Source organism: Aeromicrobium sp. CF4.19, assembly GCF_051262555.1.
In the GTDB taxonomy this organism is placed as follows: domain Bacteria; phylum Actinomycetota; class Actinomycetes; order Propionibacteriales; family Nocardioidaceae; genus Aeromicrobium.
Window position 1 is genome coordinate 279,714 of record NZ_JBIMEU010000001.1, and the last position, 16,880, is coordinate 296,593.

Genomic DNA, 16,880 nt, shown 5'->3' on the forward strand with positions numbered 1-16,880 from the left:
CAGTCCTGCGAAGTCGAGTGTGACCTCACTCTACATAACGCACGGGCGCCCCGTTTTGCTCCCGAACTTCTGTGGTTTCACCATGCAACGACCTTCGGCTTCGGACATCCACCTCGTGGTGCACGACGTCGTGCAGCGCGTACTGGGCCAGCGTCCGCAGCGTGAAGGTCGAGCCGTTGCTGCGGCGTGCGGGACGCTCCCACTGCTCCCCCCGGACCGACCCGAGGACGTGGGCCGCACGGTCGGCGCTTACTGCCAGCTCCTCGGCCACGACGGACGGCTCCTGGCCGGCGTAGTCGCGCTCCACGGCCGTCTCGTCCTGGTCCCAGTCGGGGAACAGCGGATCGTCCTGCTCCAGCACGAGCCGGAAACGCTCCGCGAAGAGGGCCAGGACGTCGCGGACGTGGCAGGCGTACTCCAGGTCCGACCACGTGGCCGGGTCGGGGCGGCGTGCGACGTCCGGCCGCGCCAGCACCGCCCGCCACCGCGGGACCGACGCCAGGAGCCGGGGACCCACCTCCATGGCCGGGACGTCACCGGCCGCCAGGCCGCAGTCGGGGCAGCGCTCGGAGAGGACCCACGTCCAGTCCTTGGTGTCGGGGGTGATCGCCATGGGGACGATGGTGGCGGCGCACTAGGGTTCGGGCCATGGAGCACGCTGCCGACAGTCGTCGAGATCCTGCCACGGGCCACCGCCAGTCGCCGGTGTCCTTCGCCCGACGCGGGGTTCGCCTGTCCGAGCGCCAGCAGGCGGCCTGGGACGACCTGGCCGAGGCCTTCGTCGTCGACGTGCCGCGAGACGGTGCGAGCACGTCGGTCGCCCTGGACGCCCACCTCGACCTCGTCGCGACGTTCGGCCGGTCCGCACCCCTCGTCGTGGAGATCGGCACGGGGCGTGGGGACGCGCTGTGCACCGCCGCCGCCGAGAGCCCCGACGTCGACTTCCTCGGCCTGGAGGTCTGGACACCCGGTGTCGCCCAGGCGCTGATGATGATCCGTCGTCTCGGCCTCGCGAACGTCCGGATGGCCGTGGTCAACGCCCCCGAGGCATTCGCCACGTGGCTGCCCGAGCACGGCGTCGCCGAGGTGCGGACCTGGTTCCCGGACCCGTGGCCCAAGCTGCGGCACCACAAGCGTCGGCTCGTCTCGGTGCCCTTCACCCGCCTCGTGGCCCGGGCCCTCGAGCCCGACGGCACGTGGCGACTGGCCACCGACTGGGCGGACTACGCCGAGCAGATGGAGCGCGTCATCGCCGAGTCGGACGCGGTCGACGGTGGTCGGTGCGAGCGGTTCGCCGGTCGGCCGGTGACCAAGTTCGAGGCCAAGGGGATCGACGCGGGGCGTGAGATCCACGACCTGCGGGCCGTCCCCGTCAGGGCCTGAGCGTCAGGAACCCGCGGTGCGGTCCTGCGGGCGACCGCCTCGCAGCCGCTCGATCTGCGCCATCGCGTGGTAGACGACGACGGCGGCCACCGAGCCCAGGGCGATGCCGGTGAACTCCATGCTCCCCGCCGAGAGGGTGAGGTCGCCGATGCCGATGACGAGCGCCACCGCGGCGGTGAACTGGTTGACGGGACGGGAGAAGTCGACACCGTTGTCGATCCAGATCTTGATGCCGATGATGCCGATCAGCCCGTAGAGCGCGACCGTCACACCGCCGAGTACACCCGGCGGGACGGTGCTGATGAGTGCGCCAACCTTGGGCGACAGGCCCAGACCGATGGCCACGATGCCGGCCACCCAGTAGGCGGCCGTGGAGTAGACCTTCGTGGCGGCCATGACGCCGATGTTCTCGCCGTACGTCGTGGTGCCCGAGCCACCACCGGCGCCGGCGATCGTCGTCGCCAGGCCGTCGGCGAGCAGCGCCCGGCCGGTGAGCCGGTTGATCGAGTCGTCCCCTGCGAGGTGGGCGACGCTGCGGACGTGACCGACGTTCTCGGCCACGAGCACCAGCACGACCGGCAGGAAGGCCGGCACGACCGCCCACGAGGCCTCGGGAGTGCCGAAGTCCGGCGGACCGATCCACGCGGCGTCGCTGACGGTCCGGAAGTCGATCGACCCGGCGATCACCGCGAAGACGTATCCCGCGGCGACGCCCACGACGATCGCAAGCCGGGCCAGCAGCCCGGTGAAAACGACGGCCGCCAGCAGGACCACCACGAGGGTGACCATGGCCGTCCACGGGGCCTGCTGGACGTTGCCGGTCGCCACGCCGGAGAGGTTGAACCCGATGAGCGCGACGATCGACCCGGCCACGACCGGTGGCATGAGCGCGTCGATCCAGCCGGTGCCCGTGAGCATCACGAGCCCGCCGATGAGGGCCAGCAGCACACCGACCGCGAGGATGCCGAACAGCGCGGCCCCGGTCGACTCGGCCGCCGTCGCCGCCGTGATGGGGGCGATGAAGGCGAAGGACGAGCCCAGGTAGCTGGGCAGGCGGTTGCGGGTGATGATGAGAAAGAGCAGTGTGCCGACGCCGGAGAAGAACAACGTGGCCGACGGGGGGAACTCGGTGATGATCGGCACGAGGAAGGTCGCGCCGAACATCGCCACGACGTGCTGCGCGCCGAAGCCGATGGTTCGCGGCCAGCTGAGCCGCTCGTGCGGGGCGACGATCGCGCCCTCGTCGACGTTGCGTCCGTCCCCGTGCAGCTGCCAGCCCATGGCAGAAGAGTGGCGCATCGCTCGCGCCACTCGGTAGCGGGGGTCCCGGTCGCTCACTCCTCCTGTCGGGCCCGGAACCCCTGGTAGACGTCGAAGACGCCGAGGACGGCCATCACGACGCCGAGCGGACGCCCCGTGAACCACAGGAACTCCGCGTCGGCGAAGCCGAGGACGAGGACCAGCCCGACGATGATGAGCAGGCCGCCGATGGACAGGTGGGCGATCGCGTTCATGCCCCTGACGGTAGGCCACGCCCCCCGGGCGCAGCATCAGCCCTTCGACCGGACCGGACCGACGATCGGCCGAGGGAGAGACGGCGAGCAGAGCCCGCCAGCAGGCGTTTAGCCCCCCTTGACATTGACTATCTAGGGGGCCTAAAATATAGTGATGGCTAAGCCGATGGAGTACCGCGAGGTCGCCAAGGCCCTCAGCGCCCACGGGTGCCGATCGAAGCCAGGCAAGGGCGACCACGAGAAGTGGTACTGCCCGTGCGGCCAGCACATCGCCGTCGTCACCAAGCCCGGCACCGTCTCACCAGGCACCGTCGGCGACACCATCAAGAAGATGAAGTGCCTACCGAAGGGGTGGTTGCAGTGAGCGAGTCCTACAGGGTCGAAGCCCGCCGCTGGGCCGAGGGATGGGAACTTCACATCGACGGCGAAGGCGTCACCCAGGTCCGCACTCTCGACAAGGCCCGCGACCAAGTCCGCTCGTACCTCGAGACCCTCCACGACCGTGACGTCACCGATGCGGTGATTTCCATCGTTCCTCAGCTCGACGGCCTCGAGGCCGAGGTCACCGCAGCGCGAGCGGCCGCCGACGCCGCGGCGGCAGCCCAGCTCGCCGCAGCTCGCGAAATCCGTACCGTCGCCTTCAGGCTCCGCACTGAAGGCCTGAGCGTCACCGACATGGCAGCGATTCTCGGCGTCTCCCGCGGTCGAGTCTCACAGTTGCTCCATGGTGCCGAAGACAGGCTCAAGGAGACGCTGGCCGAGGCCCGCAAGGAGCTCGACAGCGCGCGGGCGGTCGCCTCGGAGCGAAAGCGCGCGGCAGACCTGGCTCACCAGGAAGCTGCGGATGCGGCCGCCTACCTCTCAGATGGGTCGAAGGTCTCGACGTAGACCGCGGGTGAACGACAGAACGCCCCGCTCGCCCTGCGACTCTCTGACGAGCCTGGGCTGTAGGTCATCCTGGAAGCACGGCCCCACCCATGTCGGCCTCGAGCTGGTGGGTCACCAGGCGGGCGACCTCACGGGACAAGTAGTCGCCATCGAGCGCGCCGTTGACGTTGGGACGTCTTCATCGCCGCTACGGAAGGCCGCAGCTGTGAGCCTCTGTGACCGCTTCGTGACCACCGGGCCGATTTCGGCCTCCCGTTCACGATTGAACATGCCTCTGACCTGCAGCGATGCAGTCCGAAGGGGTGTGCTCCCGGTGGGGGTCGAACCCACACTGGGGCGGGTTTAAGCCGCCTGCCTCTGCCGATTGGGCTACGGGAGCGCGGCCCCAGCCTAGGTTCTCCGGGCCGGGGCCGCGGCGGCCGTGCGTACAGGTCAGGCGTCGAGCGCGGACTCGATCCTCTGCAGCTCATCGGCAGTGAGCTCGACGTCGGACGCCTCGGCGGAGCTCGTGGCGGACTCCGGGCGGGACGCACCCGGGATCGGGACCACGACCGGTGCCTGGGCGAGGTGCCAGGCGAGCGCCACCTGGTGGGGGCTGATGCCGCGGGCGTCGGCCACCTCCTGGAAGGCGGAGTGGTCCGTGCCGAGGTCGCCGGCCCTCTTGATGCCGCCGAACGGGCTCCACGGGAGGAAGGCGACGCCGAGCCGCGCGCAATGCTCCAGCTCGTCGCGGCTGGACAGGAACGCCGGCGAGAACTGGTTCTGCACCGAGGCGAGCCGCCCGCCCAGCACCTCCTGCGCCTCGTCGATCTGCGCGACGTCGGCGTTGGAGATGCCGGCAGCGCGGATGACGCCCTCATCGAGCATGTCGGCGAGGGCGCCGACGGACTCCGCGTACGGGACCTCCGGGTCGGGCCGGTGGAACTGGTAGAGGCCGACGGCCTCGACGCCCAGCCGGCGGGCGGAGTCCTTGGCGGCCTGCTTCAGGTGCTCGGGGCGGCCGTTCGTCGTCCACGAGCCGTCTCCGGGACGCAGGTGCCCGCCCTTGGTGGCCACCAGGACGTCGTTGCCGGCGGGGTGCGAGTGCAGCGCCTGCGCGATCAGCTCCTCGTTGTGCCCCACCTCGCCCGCGTCGCGGTGGTAGGCGTCGGCGGTGTCGATGAATCTGACCCCGGCGTCGATGGAGGCGTGGATCGTGGCGACGGCTCGGTCCCGGTCGGGGCGGCCCTCGATGGACATCGGCATGCCGCCGAGGCCGATCGCGCTGACGGTGACATCGGCGATGGTGCGCTGCTGCACGGTTCTCCTCCGGTCGGGGCGGCACGTGCTGCCGCCGGGCTCTGCTTCCATCGTGCGGGGTCGGTGGTGGGACCGCGACCCGGCCGTGAGCCGGCGAGGGGGACTCAGGACACGTCGACGACGCACTCCAGGGCCTCGCCCGCCTGCAGGTGGGCGACCTGTCGCCGCACCAGCGTCTCCACCCGGTCCGCCCACGTGGTGACGGCACCGCCGACGTGCGGCGAGACCAGCACCCCCGGGGTCGTCCACAGCGGGTGGTCCGCCGGCAGCGGCTCGGGGTCGAAGACGTCGGACGCGATCCGCACGTGTCCGCTGGCCGCGTGGCGCACGAGCGCGTCGGTGTCGGCCACCTTGCCGCGCGCAACGTTGACCAGGAGTGCCCCCTCGGCCATCGCGGAGAGGAACGCGTCGTCCACCAGATGGTGGGTGGAGTCGCCGTACGGCACGGCCACGGCCACGATGTCCGCGTCCGGCAGCAGCGTCGGCAGCTCGTCGACGCCGTGGATGTCGCCGTGCTCGTCGCTCCGGGCGCGCGAGGCCACGCGAGTGACCTCCACACCGAAGCCGTCCAGGCGGCGGTACAGCTCGGCGCCGATTCCGCCGTAGCCGACGAGCAGGACCCGCGCGCCCAGCAGGCCGGGCCGCATCGGGACCTGCTCCCAGCTCCCCTCGGGCATCGCCCGGGCGAAGTCGTCGAGACCGCGCTGCGCCGCGAGCATCAAGGCGATGGCGATCTCGGCGGTCGGGCCCTCGTGGACGCCGACGGCGTTGCACCACGAGATGCCGTCCGGGACGTTGCCGACGGCGTCGTCGTAGCCGAGGGACTGTGACTGGACGGCCTGCACCTGATCGGCGTCGAGGACGGACAGGTCGCCCTTCAGGACGTACGGCCGGACCGCCAGGTCGATCGACGGGCCGTCGGGAGGCGGGGTGGAGAAGTCCCACAGCACGAGCTCGACATCGGTCAGGTCGGTGTACCGGGCGAGGGTCGGTTCATCGGGAAGGCTCAGTCGCAACGTCATGCCTCGATCATTCCCCACCGCCTCGCACGAGGAACCACCCCCGGGGTGGCGCCACGGCCGCTCCGGTCAGGAGGCTCGTTCGGCCGCACCCCAGGCGATGCCGTCGAGGATGTCGTGCTCGCTGACGGTGACGTCGTCCGCCTGCAGGGGCAGGACCTCCAGAAGACGATCCAGGATGAGTGCGCCGGCACCGATGACGTCGGCCCGGCCCGGATGCATGAAGGGCAGGGCACGACGGTCCGCGACCGGCATCTGCACCAGCGACAGGCACGCTTGGCGGACGTCGGCGACGTTGAGCCGCGCTCCGTGAATCGCCTCGGAGTCGTAGGAGGGCAGCCCGAGCGAGTGCGCGGCGACGGTGGTCACGGTGCCGGCCACGCCCACGAGGGAGTCGACCGCGCCCAGCGAGGCGACGGCCGGGGCCAGGGTCGCGTCGAGGTGGGCGATGCAGTCAGAGATCTCCGAGACCTGCGGGGGGTCGCCGTCCAGGAAACGCTCGGTGAGCCGGACCGAGCCGATGTCGAGCGACGTCGACCACGCCACCTCGCGGTTGCGGCCCGTGACGAGCTCCGTGGAGCCGCCGCCGATGTCCACGACGAGGGTCTCGACGTCGACGAGGTCGCGCGTGGCGCCGAGGAAGGACGCCTCGGCCTCCGCGTCACCGGAGAGAACCTCGACGTCCACCCCGAGGACGGACCGGACACCGTCCAGCAGGGTGTCGCCGTTCTCGGCATCACGGGCCGCCGACGTGGCACAGAAGCGCACCTGCGTGGCGCCGAGCATGGCGATGAGCTCGCCGTACTCGCGCGTGACCTGCAGGGTCCGGTCCAGCGCCTCGGGGGCGAACCGACCGGTCTCGTCGACGCCCTGACCCAGGCGGACGACCCGCATCTCGCGCACGATGTCCTGCTTGTGATCCCCCCGGACGTCGGTGACGAGCAGTCTCAGGGAGTTGGTTCCGCAGTCGATGGCGGCTACGCGACAGGCATCCGGCATGGACCGACCCTATCGAGCCACCGCGGCCACCAGTGCGGGGAGGCCGACGGCGGCCGTCGTGCGCCACGCGACGTGGCCGGAGGCCGGGTCGGCCTCGGGATTGACCTCCACGACGTCAGCGCCGGCCCCGTGGGCCAGGTCGGCGAGACCAGCCGCGGGGTGCACCGACCCGGACGTGCCGACGACGATCAGCGCGTCGCATCGACGGACCACCTCCACCGCTGCGTCGATCGCCGGGACCTGCTCCCCGAACCACACGACGCCTGGACGGACGGCCGCACCGCACGCGTCGCAGCGCGGCGGGTCGACCCGCTCGGGGACGTCTGCAGGCGGAGGCGGCGTGGTGGCAGGGCTGCCGCAGGCCTCGCAGCGCGGGGCGAGCAGGCTGCCGTGCAGGTGCAGGACGTCACTGCTGCCGGCACGTTCGTGCAGGTCGTCGACGTTCTGGGTGATGACGGTGTCGATCGCCGACCAGCCGGTCAGCGCCCGATGTCCGGCGTTCGGCTCCGCGCCGAGCACGCGTGCGGTGCGCCACTGGTACCAGGCCCACACGAGGGGCCGGTCCGCCTCCCACGCCTGCGGGGTGGCCAGCTCCTCGGGTCGGAACCTGTACCAGAGACCGGACTCCGGGGCGCGGAAGGTCGCCAGGCCGCTCTCGGCCGACATCCCGGCGCCCGTGAGCACCGCGACCCGCTCGGCGCCGGCGAGGACGTCGAGCACGTCGTCGGGGACCGAGATCGTCACGGCGTGACGGTGCCGGACGTCGCCGCACCGGCCGGGGCGCAGGCGGAGTGGCCCCAGTAGTCACCGAGCAGGCGGATGGCCTCGTCGCCCAGCGGGTTCAGACCGGGCCCCTCGGCCAGGCTGTGGCCGACGAGGACGTGCAGGCACTTGACCCGGGTCGGCATGCCCCCGGCGCTGATGCCGTCGATCTCCGGCACGTGCCCGATCGCCTCCCGCTCGCGCAGGTAGTGCTCGTGGGCGGCGGCGTACTGCGTGGCCAGCTCCTCGTCCTCGACCAGACGCGCGGTCATGTCGGCCATCAGTCCCGAGGCCTCCAGGGTGCCGATGGCGCCGGCGAGCCGCGGACAGGTGACGTAGTACAACGTCGGGAAGGGGGTGCCGTCGGGAAGCCGCGGCTCGGTCTTGACGACGTTCGGATGGCCCGACGGACAGCGCGAGGAGACCTCCACGGTGCCGCGCGGGGGGCGTCCCAGCTGCTCGGCCACGGCGTCGAGGTCGGCACGGGAGACGGTGGGTGCGGACATGCTCAGTCGTCCCCGAGCACGTCGTCCGGATCGGGTCGCGGCGTCGTGCTGGAGTCCGGCGGGACCCCCGCCTCGCGGGTGCTTCCCCACAGCGCGTCGTACCACGACTGCTGCTCGGGATCGGGCGGCTCGGCCAGCGAGGGGGCCTCCCCCTGGACCTCACCGTCGGCCCCGATGACACGGTAGCCGACCTCCCCGGGCATGACCCAGCCGAAGCGCTGTCGGGCCTGCGCCTCGACGAAGGCGGGGTCCTCCCACCGCGCCTCGGTGTCGGTGAGCTCCTCGATCGTGGCCTCCCGCATGGCGATCTCGGCCTTGGTGGCCTGGATCTCCCCCCGCTGCTGCCACCAGGCGTGCAGGGACGACGTGTAGGAGGCGAGCAGCAGGAGCAGCACGGACATCAGCAGCACGGCACGCGTCGTGAGCTGCGGGACCCGTCGGCCCTTGACGGGTGGAGTGCCACCACCCGAGCGGGCCGCGCCCGGACCGCGACCCGGACGCGCCGAGCCACCCGGCCGCCGGCTCGGCGGTCGGGTGCGTCGACGCGGGCTGCTCATCGGACTGGACTCATCGGACTGGGCTCAAAGGACCGGGCTCACGACGTGAGCAGCCTCGGGAAGGCGGAGGCGCCCGCGTAGACGCCGGCCCCGCCGAGCATCTCCTCGATGCGCAGCAGCTGGTTGTACTTGGCCACCCGGTCCGAGCGGGCGGGGGCGCCGGTCTTGATCTGGCCGCAGTTGGTGGCCACGGCGAGGTCGGCGATCGTGACGTCCTCGGTCTCGCCGGAGCGGTGGCTCATCATGCAGGCGAACCCGTGCCGGTGCGCCAGCTCGACGGAGTCCAGCGTCTCGGTGAGCGAGCCGATCTGGTTGACCTTGACGAGCAGGGCGTTGGCGGCCCCCTCCTCGATGCCTCGGCCGAGCCGGCCGACGTTCGTGACGAACAGGTCGTCGCCGACGATCTGGACTCGCTCGCCCACCGCCTCCGTGAGGGCGGCCCAGCCGTCCCAGTCCTCCTCGTCGAGCGGGTCCTCGATCGAGACGATCGGGAAGTCGTCGACGAGACCTTCGTAGTACGCCGCCATCTCCGAGGAGCTCTTGCCCGCGCCCTCGAAGGTGTAGGTGCCCTTCTCGTGGAACTCGCTGGCGGCGACGTCCAGCGCGAGGGCGATGTCGGTGCCGAGCGTGAGGCCCGCGTCGTCCACGGCGCGGGCGATGAGCTCCAGCGCGGCACGGTTGGACGACAGGCTGGGCGCGAAGCCGCCCTCGTCACCGAGCCCGGTGGCCAGGCCGTCGGCCTTCAGGACGGCCTTGAGGGCGTGGTAGACCTCGGTGCCCTGGCGCAGTGCCTCGGCAAAGGTCGGCGCACCGATCGGCGCGATCATGAACTCCTGCACGTCGACGTTGGAGTCGGCGTGGGCGCCGCCGTTGAGGATGTTCATCATCGGCACCGGCAGGACGTGCGCGTTCGGGCCACCGACGTAGCGGTACAGCGGCAGGCGGGCGGACTCCGCGGCGGCCTTGGCCACGGCGAGGGAGACACCGAGGATGGCGTTGGCGCCGAGCTTGGCCTTGTTGTCCGAGCCGTCGAGGTCGATCATCGCGGCGTCGATGGCGCGCTGGTCGTCGGCGTCGAACCCTGCCAGCGCCGAGCCGATCTTGCCGTTGACCGCGCCCACGGCCTTCTGCACGCCCTTGCCGAGGTAGCGCTTGCCACCGTCGCGCAGCTCCACGGCCTCGAACTGGCCCGTGGAGGCACCGGACGGGACGGCGGCGCGCCCGATCGTGCCGTCGTCGAGGGCGACCTCGACCTCGACGGTGGGGTTGCCGCGAGAGTCCAGGATCTCGCGTGCTCCGACGGCTTCGATGCGTGCCACTGCGTGCTCCTCGGGGGGTCGGATGGAGGTTCGGTCCCAGCCTAGTGGCCCTGCAGGCGTCGTCGGGGACCCCGCTGCCGCGGATGACTCACGGGGCGAGGCGGTCGTTCACGGTGCGGCGCAGTGCCTGCTCGGGATCGACGCCGGCGGCACGTGCCTCGGCGACGAGCGCGAGAAGCCGACTGCCGATGTCGTCGCCATCGGCATCGGGGGCGGTCTCGAGGTCGGGGACCCGCTCGAGTGCCTTCGTGGCGAGGGCGAGCGCCGGCAGCGTCGAGGCGATCCCCTCCAGCGGGTGCTCGCGTGGCTTCTCCTGCGCCTTGACGGCCTGCCAAGCGGCGTCGATCTCCTCGGGCGTCCGGGCCGGACCGTCACCGAAGACGTGCGGGTTGCGTCGGACGAGCTTGGCCGCGATGCCGGCGGCGACATCGTCGACGTCCCACGCGGCGACGCCCTCGGCCTCCTGGGCGATGGCGGCGTGGAAGACGACCTGCATCAGCAGGTCGCCGAGCTCCTCGCGCAGCAGGTCGGTGTCACCGGCGTCGAGTGCCTCCAAGGCCTCGTGCGCCTCTTCCAGCAGGTAGCGCGCGAGGCCGGCGTGGGTCTGCTGGCGTGTCCATGCGCACTCGCGGCGCAGTCGCCCCATCACGGCCACGACGTCCAGCAGGCGCGAGCCGGGCAGCTCCATCGCCCCCTGGACCACCTCGACGTCGGCACCGTCCAGCTGCTCTCGCCAGGCGACGTCGCCCGGAGCGGGCAGCCACACGTCGTCGTCCCCCTCGGGAGATCTGACGTGCACCGTCACGCCCGCGGCACGCAGGGCAGCCGTGTGCGTGTCGTCGATGGAGGCGACGACCCGGTCCGCGGAGAGCAACAGCTCCCAGGCCGCGGCGGTCAGCAGGCCGGGCGCGACCCGAGGGCTCAGGACGAGCACCCGCATGGTCACGCCGTGCAGGTCTGCGTGGCCACCGGCTGCGCCGGGTCCTCGTCGTCGGCCGCCGCGGCCGTGACCGCGAGGGGGCCGGGCTGGTCGACCTGGGCGGCGAGCTCGCCGATCTCCAGCCGGGGACTGAACTCGGGGTCGGTCTCGGCGAGGGCCTCCAGCAGCAGCTCGCGGCCGGCCTGCTGGATGGCCGCGGCCGTCTGCTCGGTGATCTCCTCGCCCGAGGCCTCCTCGCCGAGTGCCTCGGCGATCCGAGCCACCCGCGTCCCGTCCTCCAGGACGGCGATGACCGTGTCGAGCTCCAGGTCGGGGAACTGCGCGGCGATCTGTCGGCGGTCGTCCTCGCCCACACGGACGTCGGACTCGCGCACCGTGATGCCCTCCCGCTCTGCGACGTCCTCGGCGACCACCGTGAGCGCGAGCTCCGTGGCGGCCTGGCCACGGACCTCGGCGCCCGGGATGACGGCCTCGGGCTGCTGGGCCACGGAGAGCTGGCAGATGACCTCTGCGGTCTCGTCGACGTGGGACATGGAGATGGTGGTGCCGCCCACGACGACGGCGGCCCCGGGACCACCCGTGCTGCACCCTGCCAGGACGGTGACCGCGGCGACCGCGGCGACGACGCGCAACCTCATGGGCTCACCCTACCCACGGGCTCACCGCCGCCGGAGCGTGCGCCGGGCTCAGCCTGCGAGGGTCTCGAGCACCCCACCGACCCAGGTCAGCAGCTCGCGCCCGCGCAGCGGCCGTCCACCCACCGGCGCCGTCTTGGGATGCGGCACCAGCGCCACCTTGGCGGCGTGCTTGTAGATGCTCTTGGGGTGGACCCGGCGCAGCCGCATCTGCCCGGACTCCGGCAGCTCGACCTCGGAGAACCGGATGTTGGAACCCGCCGAGGTGACCTCGCTGAGCCCGGCCTCGCGGACCTTGACCCGCAGGCGCGCGACGTCGAGCAGCACCTCGGTGGTCTCCGGAGGGGTGCCGTAGCGGTCGACGAGCTCCTCGCGCAGCGCGTCGACGTCGCTCGCGGCACGCACGTCCGCCAGACGCTTGTACATCTCAAGGCGCAGGCGTTCGCTCGGCACGTAGTCGTGCGGGAGGTTCGCCTCGACGGGCAGCTCCATCTTGACCTCGCGCTCGGGGGCACCCTCGCCCCGGAACTCGGCGACGGCCTCACCGACGAGGCGGACGTAGAGGTCGAAGCCGACGTCGGCGATGTGCCCGGACTGCTCGCCGCCGAGCAGGTTCCCGGCGCCGCGGATCTCCAGGTCCTTCATCGCCACGGCCATGCCACCACCGAGCTCGGAGTGCTGGGCGATCGTGGTGAGCCGGTCGTGGGCGGTCTCGGTGAGCGGCTTGTCCGGCGGGTAGAGGAAGTAGGCGTAGGCCCGCTCCCGCCCGCGGCCGACCCGCCCGCGCAGCTGGTGCAGCTGGGACAGACCGAGGGTGTCGGCACGCTCGATGATCATCGTGTTGGCGTTGGACACGTCCAGGCCGGACTCCACGATCGTGGTGCACACCAGGACGTCGAAGCGCTTCTCCCAGAAGTCGACCATCACCTGCTCGAGGCGGTGCTCGCCCATCTGGCCGTGCGCAGCGGCCACCCGGGCCTCGGGGACGAGCCGCTGCAGACGTTGGACGGCCTTGTCGATGCTCTGCACCCGGTTGTGGATGTAGAAGACCTGACCCTCGCGCAACAGCTCGCGGCGGACGGCAGCCTTGACCTGGTTCTCGTCGAACGCGCCGACGAAGGACAGGACGGGGTGCCTCTCCTCCGGCGGCGTGGCGATCGTGGACATCTCGCGGATGCCGGTGATGGCCATCTCCAGCGTGCGCGGGATCGGCGTCGCGGACATCGAGAGGACATCGACGGCGGCGCGCAGGTGCTTGAGCGCCTCCTTGTGCTCGACGCCGAAGCGCTGCTCCTCATCGACGATCACCAGGCCGAGGTCCTTGATGCGGACCCCCGGCTGCAGCAGTCGGTGGGTGCCGATGACCAGGTCGATGCTGCCATCGGCGAGGCCGTCGAGGGCGGCCTTGGACTCGGCCTCGGTCTGGAAGCGGGACAAGCCCTTGATGGTGATCGGGAACTGGCCGAACCGCTCGGCGAAGGTCGCGAAGTGCTGCTGGACCAGCAGCGTCGTGGGGACGAGCAGGATCACCTGCTTGCCGTCCTGGATCGCCTTGAACGCGGCCCGGACGGCGATCTCGGTCTTGCCGTAGCCGACGTCGCCGCACACGAGACGGTCCATCGGGACGGTGCGCTCCATGTCGCGCTTGACCTCCTCGACCGTGGAGAGCTGGTCCGGGGTCTCGACGAAGCCGAAGGCGTCCTCCACCTCGGCCTGCCACGGGGTGTCGGGGCCGAAGGCGTAGCCCTGCGTGGACTGACGGGCGGCGTAGAGCTTGATCAGCTCGTCGGCGATCTGCCGTACGGCCTTGCGGGCCTTGGCCTTGCGCGTGGACCAGTCCGAGCCGCCGAGGCGGTCCAGGCTCGGGTTCTCCCCGCCGACGTAGCGGCTGACCTGGTCCAGCTGGTCCATCGGCACGAACAGCCTGTCGCCGGGCTGGCCCCGCTTGCTGGGCGCGTACTCGATGACGAGGTACTCGCGCGCGGCGCCCTGCACGGTGCGGGTGATGAGCTCGAGGTAGCGACCCACGCCGTGCTGCTCGTGCACCACGACGTCGCCGGGCTCCAGCTCCAGCGGGTCGACCTGCTTGCGCCGCCGTGCCGGGATGGAGCGGGCGGTGCGCTCGGCGGCACGCTGGCCGACGAGGTCGTCGTGGGTCAGGAGCACCGCGCCGGGGGCGATGAGCCCGTGGTCCAGGTCGGCCTCCACGACGGCGACGACCGACGCGGGGCCGTCCTGGTCGGCCTCGGGCGAGGCGAGGGCCGCGGCGACGTCGTGCTCGGCGAGCCACTCGACGGTGCGCTGGGCCTGGCCCGCACCGGCGCCCACGATGCTGATGCGGCGACCCTCGGCGAGCCAGCCTCGGATGTCGGCAATCGCAGCCTCGGTGTCGCCGCGGTAGGTGGGCGACGCCTCGACCTCCAGGGCGAGGGTCGAGTCGTCGTCCAGGCCGAACGGTGCGACCGTCCACCACGCCAGGCCCGCCTCCCGCGCGGTCTCACGGACGTCGTCGAGCTCGTGGAAGGCCGCCGGCCCGAGGTCGATGGGTGCCTGTCCCCCGGAGGCCGCCGAGGCCCACGACGCCTCGAGGAACTCCTCGCTCGTGGCGGTGAGGTCCGCGGCGCGGGCCCGGATGCGTTCGGGCTCGGCCAGCACGACGACGGAGCCCTGCGGCAGCACCTGCACGAGCAGCTGCATCTCCTCGACGAGCACGGGGGCGAGGGACTCCATGCCCTCGACGGCATGGCCCTCGGCGAGCTTGCCGAACAGCTCGGCCAGCTGGGGATGCACGGCGGCCAGCTCAGTGGCTCGCTGCCGGACCTCGTCGGTGAGCAGGAGCTCTCGGCACGGCGGCGCCCAGAGCCGCTCCACGGGCTCGAGCGAGCGCTGGTCGGCCACGGAGAAGTGCCGGATCTCATCGACCTCGTCGCCCCAGAACTCGGCGCGGACGGGGTGCTCCTCGGTGGGCGGGAAGACGTCGACGATGCCGCCACGGACGGCGAACTCGCCGCGCCGCTCGACGAGGTCGACGCGGGTGTAGGCCGCGGCGGCGAGGTCACGGACGACGTCACCGAGGCGGACCTGCTGGCCGTTGGCGATCTCGACGGGGGTGAGGTCGGCGAGGCCGGCCACCTGCGGCTGCAGCACCGAGCGCACCGGGGCGACGACCACCCTGACGGCCGGCGCACCGGGCCCGGGGTGGGCGATGCGACGCAGCACCGCGAGCCGGCGGCCCACGGTGTCCGAGCGCGGTGAGAGACGCTCGTGCGGGAGTGTCTCCCACGCCGGGTACACGGCCACGGCGTCGGGATCCATCAGTGCCCCGAGATCGCTGGCGAGGTCCTCCGCCTCCCGTGCGGTGGAGGTCACGGCCAGCACGACCGGGACGTCGTCGCGCACCAGCGAGCGCACGACGAACGGCTGCGCGGCCGGCGGGGCCTGGAGGGCGAGGGTGTGGGGGCGTTCGCGCAACGCCTCGACGAACGGGGTGTCGTCGAGGGCGGTGTCGCGCAGCCAGGAGGAGAGTGCCATCTATCGGTTGAACGCCGACTGGGTCGGTTCCAGTCCCCGCGTGATCAGGCTCTCCACGGCGTCGGCCGCCTCCTCGACGTTGACGGGCAGCTCACGGCGCTCGGTGGACGACCACGGCTTGAGCACGAAGTCGTGCACGGACTGTCGGCCGGGAGGGCGTCCGATGCCGACCCGGACGCGGTGGAAGTCACCGGTGCCCAGGGACTGGCGGATCGAGCGCAGGCCGTTGTGGCCGTTGTCCCCGCCGCCGAGCTTGACCCGCAGGGCGCCGAAGTCGATGTCGAGCTCGTCGTGGATCGCCACGACCTGCTCGGGCTCGACGTCGAAGTACGAGGCGAGCGCCTTGACGCCCCCACCGCTCTCGTTCATGTAGGACCGGGCCCGTCCGAGCACGGCGCGCTCACCGTCGAGACGGCCCTCCAGGACATCGGCGAGGCGCGAGGAGTGGGCCTTCAGGCGCCCACCCATGCGCTCGGCGAGGACGTCGGTCACGAGGTACCCGACGTTGTGCCGGGTGCTGGCGTACGTCGGGCCCGGGTTGCCGAGCCCGACGACCAGCCAGGTCACTCCTCCTCGGAGTCCCCGGCCGACGGATCGGCGGCCTCGGGATCGGCGGCCTCCGCAGCAGCGCTCTCGTCGGACTCGTCGCGCTCGATGCCGGCCTCGGCCTCGGCGTCCTCCAGCTCGGCCTCGACCTCCTCGGCGGTGGGAGCGTGGGTGATGTTGACGATGAGCAGGTCGTCCTCGACCGCCAGGCTGCTGCCGTCGGGCAGCACGAGGTCGGAGGCGAGCACCTGCGAGCCGACCTCGAGGCCCTCGATGGAGACCTCGACCCACTCGGGGATGTGCGTGGCCTCGGCCTCGAGCGAGACGGAGGAGTTCTCCAGCACGACGAGGGTGTCGGGTGCGGCGTCGCCCTCGAGGTGGACGCCGACGTCGACGGTGACCTTCTCGCCCTTCTTGACGATCAGGAGGTCGGCATGCTCGATGAAGCCCTTGAGCGGGTCGCGCTGGACCTGCTTGGGGATCGCCAGGTGGGTGTCCGAGCCGAGCTTGATGGTCAGCAGGGCGTTGGAGTTCTTCAGCGCCAGCATCAGGCTGTGGCCCGGCAGCGTGACGTGCAGCGGGTCGTTGCCCTGCCCGTAGAGCACGGCGGGCACCTTGTCGTCACGGCGGATGCGGCGGGCGGCACCCTTGCCGAACTCGGTGCGGGTATCGGCGGCAATCTTGATCTCGGCCACGGGGCTCGTGCTCCTCGGAGTGGTTCAGCGTGCAGATGGCTTGGGGGTCGTGACGGCGAACGGTCACGGTGGTGCTGTGCGGGGTTGCTGGGCGCTCGACACAGCACTCCTGTGGAGCGCCCTGTCGATCACGGCCGGAGATCCGACCCTCGCCGAGGCAACCGTGGGAGTCTAACGCAGGCAGGGCGGCCGGGGAAAATCCGCCGGCCCAGCCTGACGGTCTACCACGGTCCCTCGGCAAGCTGGTGCTTCCCCAAGGGAACTTCCCGAGGGAAGTGCGGGTCTAC

18 protein-coding genes and 1 tRNA gene are annotated in these 16,880 nt (G+C 71.7%); 3 read left to right on the plus strand and 16 right to left on the minus strand.

Annotated features, from left to right (window positions below):
• Positions 1-25 precede the first annotated feature (25 nt).
• Complete coding sequence (locus ACHAAC_RS01370; protein WP_435714065.1) at positions 26-613, minus strand: DinB family protein; 588 nt, start codon at positions 611-613, stop codon at positions 26-28.
• Between the two features lie 35 nt (positions 614-648).
• On the opposite strand from ACHAAC_RS01370, the gene trmB reads away from it, so the two are divergent.
• Positions 649-1,383, plus strand: a complete 735-nt coding sequence (gene trmB / locus ACHAAC_RS01375) for a tRNA (guanosine(46)-N7)-methyltransferase TrmB (protein WP_435714066.1) — start codon at positions 649-651, stop codon at positions 1,381-1,383.
• Between the two features lie 3 nt (positions 1,384-1,386).
• Here the strand turns inward: trmB and ACHAAC_RS01380 are convergent, their stop codons facing one another.
• Positions 1,387-2,664, minus strand: a complete 1,278-nt coding sequence (locus tag ACHAAC_RS01380; protein ID WP_435714067.1) for a uracil-xanthine permease family protein — start codon at positions 2,662-2,664, stop codon at positions 1,387-1,389.
• Between the two features lie 53 nt (positions 2,665-2,717).
• Positions 2,718-2,897 carry a hypothetical protein gene (locus ACHAAC_RS01385; RefSeq protein WP_435714068.1) on the minus strand — a complete coding sequence of 60 codons (180 nt, stop codon included), beginning with the start codon at positions 2,895-2,897 and terminating at the stop codon, positions 2,718-2,720.
• A 154-nt stretch (positions 2,898-3,051) separates the two neighbouring features.
• On the opposite strand from ACHAAC_RS01385, the gene ACHAAC_RS01390 reads away from it, so the two are divergent.
• Together ACHAAC_RS01390 and ACHAAC_RS01395 are read left to right on the plus strand one after the other, a co-directional pair.
• Positions 3,052-3,261, plus strand: coding sequence for a type II toxin-antitoxin system HicA family toxin (locus ACHAAC_RS01390; protein WP_435714069.1), 210 nt, complete (start codon positions 3,052-3,054; stop codon positions 3,259-3,261).
• Complete coding sequence (locus ACHAAC_RS01395; RefSeq protein ID WP_435714070.1) at positions 3,258-3,785, plus strand: sigma factor-like helix-turn-helix DNA-binding protein; 528 nt, start codon at positions 3,258-3,260, stop codon at positions 3,783-3,785. The genes ACHAAC_RS01390 and ACHAAC_RS01395 overlap by 4 nt, the downstream gene beginning before the upstream one ends.
• A gap of 305 nt (positions 3,786-4,090) precedes the next feature.
• Here the strand turns inward: ACHAAC_RS01395 and ACHAAC_RS01400 are convergent.
• The 13 genes from ACHAAC_RS01400 to ACHAAC_RS01460 all read right to left on the minus strand — a co-directional run bounded on the left by ACHAAC_RS01400 (position 4,091) and on the right by ACHAAC_RS01460 (position 16,593).
• Positions 4,091-4,164, minus strand: a tRNA-Leu gene (locus ACHAAC_RS01400).
• A gap of 53 nt (positions 4,165-4,217) precedes the next feature.
• The gene (locus tag ACHAAC_RS01405; protein WP_435714071.1) at positions 4,218-5,084 is read right to left on the minus strand and encodes an aldo/keto reductase; all 867 of its coding nucleotides are present in this window, start codon (positions 5,082-5,084) and stop codon (positions 4,218-4,220) included.
• A 104-nt stretch (positions 5,085-5,188) separates the two neighbouring features.
• On the minus strand, positions 5,189-6,106 hold the full coding sequence (locus ACHAAC_RS01410) for a 2-hydroxyacid dehydrogenase (protein WP_435714072.1): 918 nt from the start codon (positions 6,104-6,106) through the stop codon (positions 5,189-5,191).
• Positions 6,107-6,172: 66 nt separating this feature from the next.
• On the minus strand, positions 6,173-7,102 hold the full coding sequence (locus ACHAAC_RS01415; RefSeq protein ID WP_435714073.1) for a Ppx/GppA phosphatase family protein: 930 nt from the start codon (positions 7,100-7,102) through the stop codon (positions 6,173-6,175).
• Positions 7,103-7,111: 9 nt separating this feature from the next.
• Positions 7,112-7,846 carry an SIR2 family NAD-dependent protein deacylase gene (locus tag ACHAAC_RS01420; RefSeq protein ID WP_435714074.1) on the minus strand — a complete coding sequence of 245 codons (735 nt, stop codon included), beginning with the start codon at positions 7,844-7,846 and terminating at the stop codon, positions 7,112-7,114.
• Positions 7,843-8,370 (minus strand): DUF501 domain-containing protein, encoded by a 528-nt coding sequence (locus ACHAAC_RS01425; protein ID WP_435714075.1) that lies wholly within the window; start codon positions 8,368-8,370, stop codon positions 7,843-7,845. The genes ACHAAC_RS01420 and ACHAAC_RS01425 overlap by 4 nt, the downstream gene beginning before the upstream one ends.
• A gap of 2 nt (positions 8,371-8,372) precedes the next feature.
• Complete coding sequence (locus ACHAAC_RS01430) at positions 8,373-8,927, minus strand: FtsB family cell division protein (protein WP_435714076.1); 555 nt, start codon at positions 8,925-8,927, stop codon at positions 8,373-8,375.
• Positions 8,928-8,965: 38 nt separating this feature from the next.
• On the minus strand, positions 8,966-10,246 hold the full coding sequence (gene eno, locus ACHAAC_RS01435) for a phosphopyruvate hydratase (RefSeq protein ID WP_435714077.1): 1,281 nt from the start codon (positions 10,244-10,246) through the stop codon (positions 8,966-8,968).
• Positions 10,247-10,334: 88 nt separating this feature from the next.
• Positions 10,335-11,186, minus strand: coding sequence for a MazG family protein (locus ACHAAC_RS01440; RefSeq protein ID WP_435714078.1), 852 nt, complete (start codon positions 11,184-11,186; stop codon positions 10,335-10,337).
• Between the two features lie 2 nt (positions 11,187-11,188).
• Positions 11,189-11,824: a hypothetical protein gene (locus tag ACHAAC_RS01445; RefSeq protein ID WP_435714079.1), complete on the minus strand. Its 636-nt coding sequence runs from the start codon at positions 11,822-11,824 to the stop codon at positions 11,189-11,191.
• Between the two features lie 48 nt (positions 11,825-11,872).
• A complete protein-coding gene (gene mfd, locus ACHAAC_RS01450) occupies positions 11,873-15,352 on the minus strand; it encodes a transcription-repair coupling factor (protein WP_435714080.1) in 3,480 nt (1,159 codons plus the stop codon).
• On the minus strand, positions 15,353-15,919 hold the full coding sequence (pth, locus tag ACHAAC_RS01455; RefSeq protein ID WP_435714081.1) for an aminoacyl-tRNA hydrolase: 567 nt from the start codon (positions 15,917-15,919) through the stop codon (positions 15,353-15,355).
• On the minus strand, positions 15,916-16,593 hold the full coding sequence (locus ACHAAC_RS01460) for a 50S ribosomal protein L25/general stress protein Ctc (protein ID WP_435714082.1): 678 nt from the start codon (positions 16,591-16,593) through the stop codon (positions 15,916-15,918). The genes pth and ACHAAC_RS01460 overlap by 4 nt, the downstream gene beginning before the upstream one ends.
• Positions 16,594-16,880 lie beyond the last annotated feature (287 nt).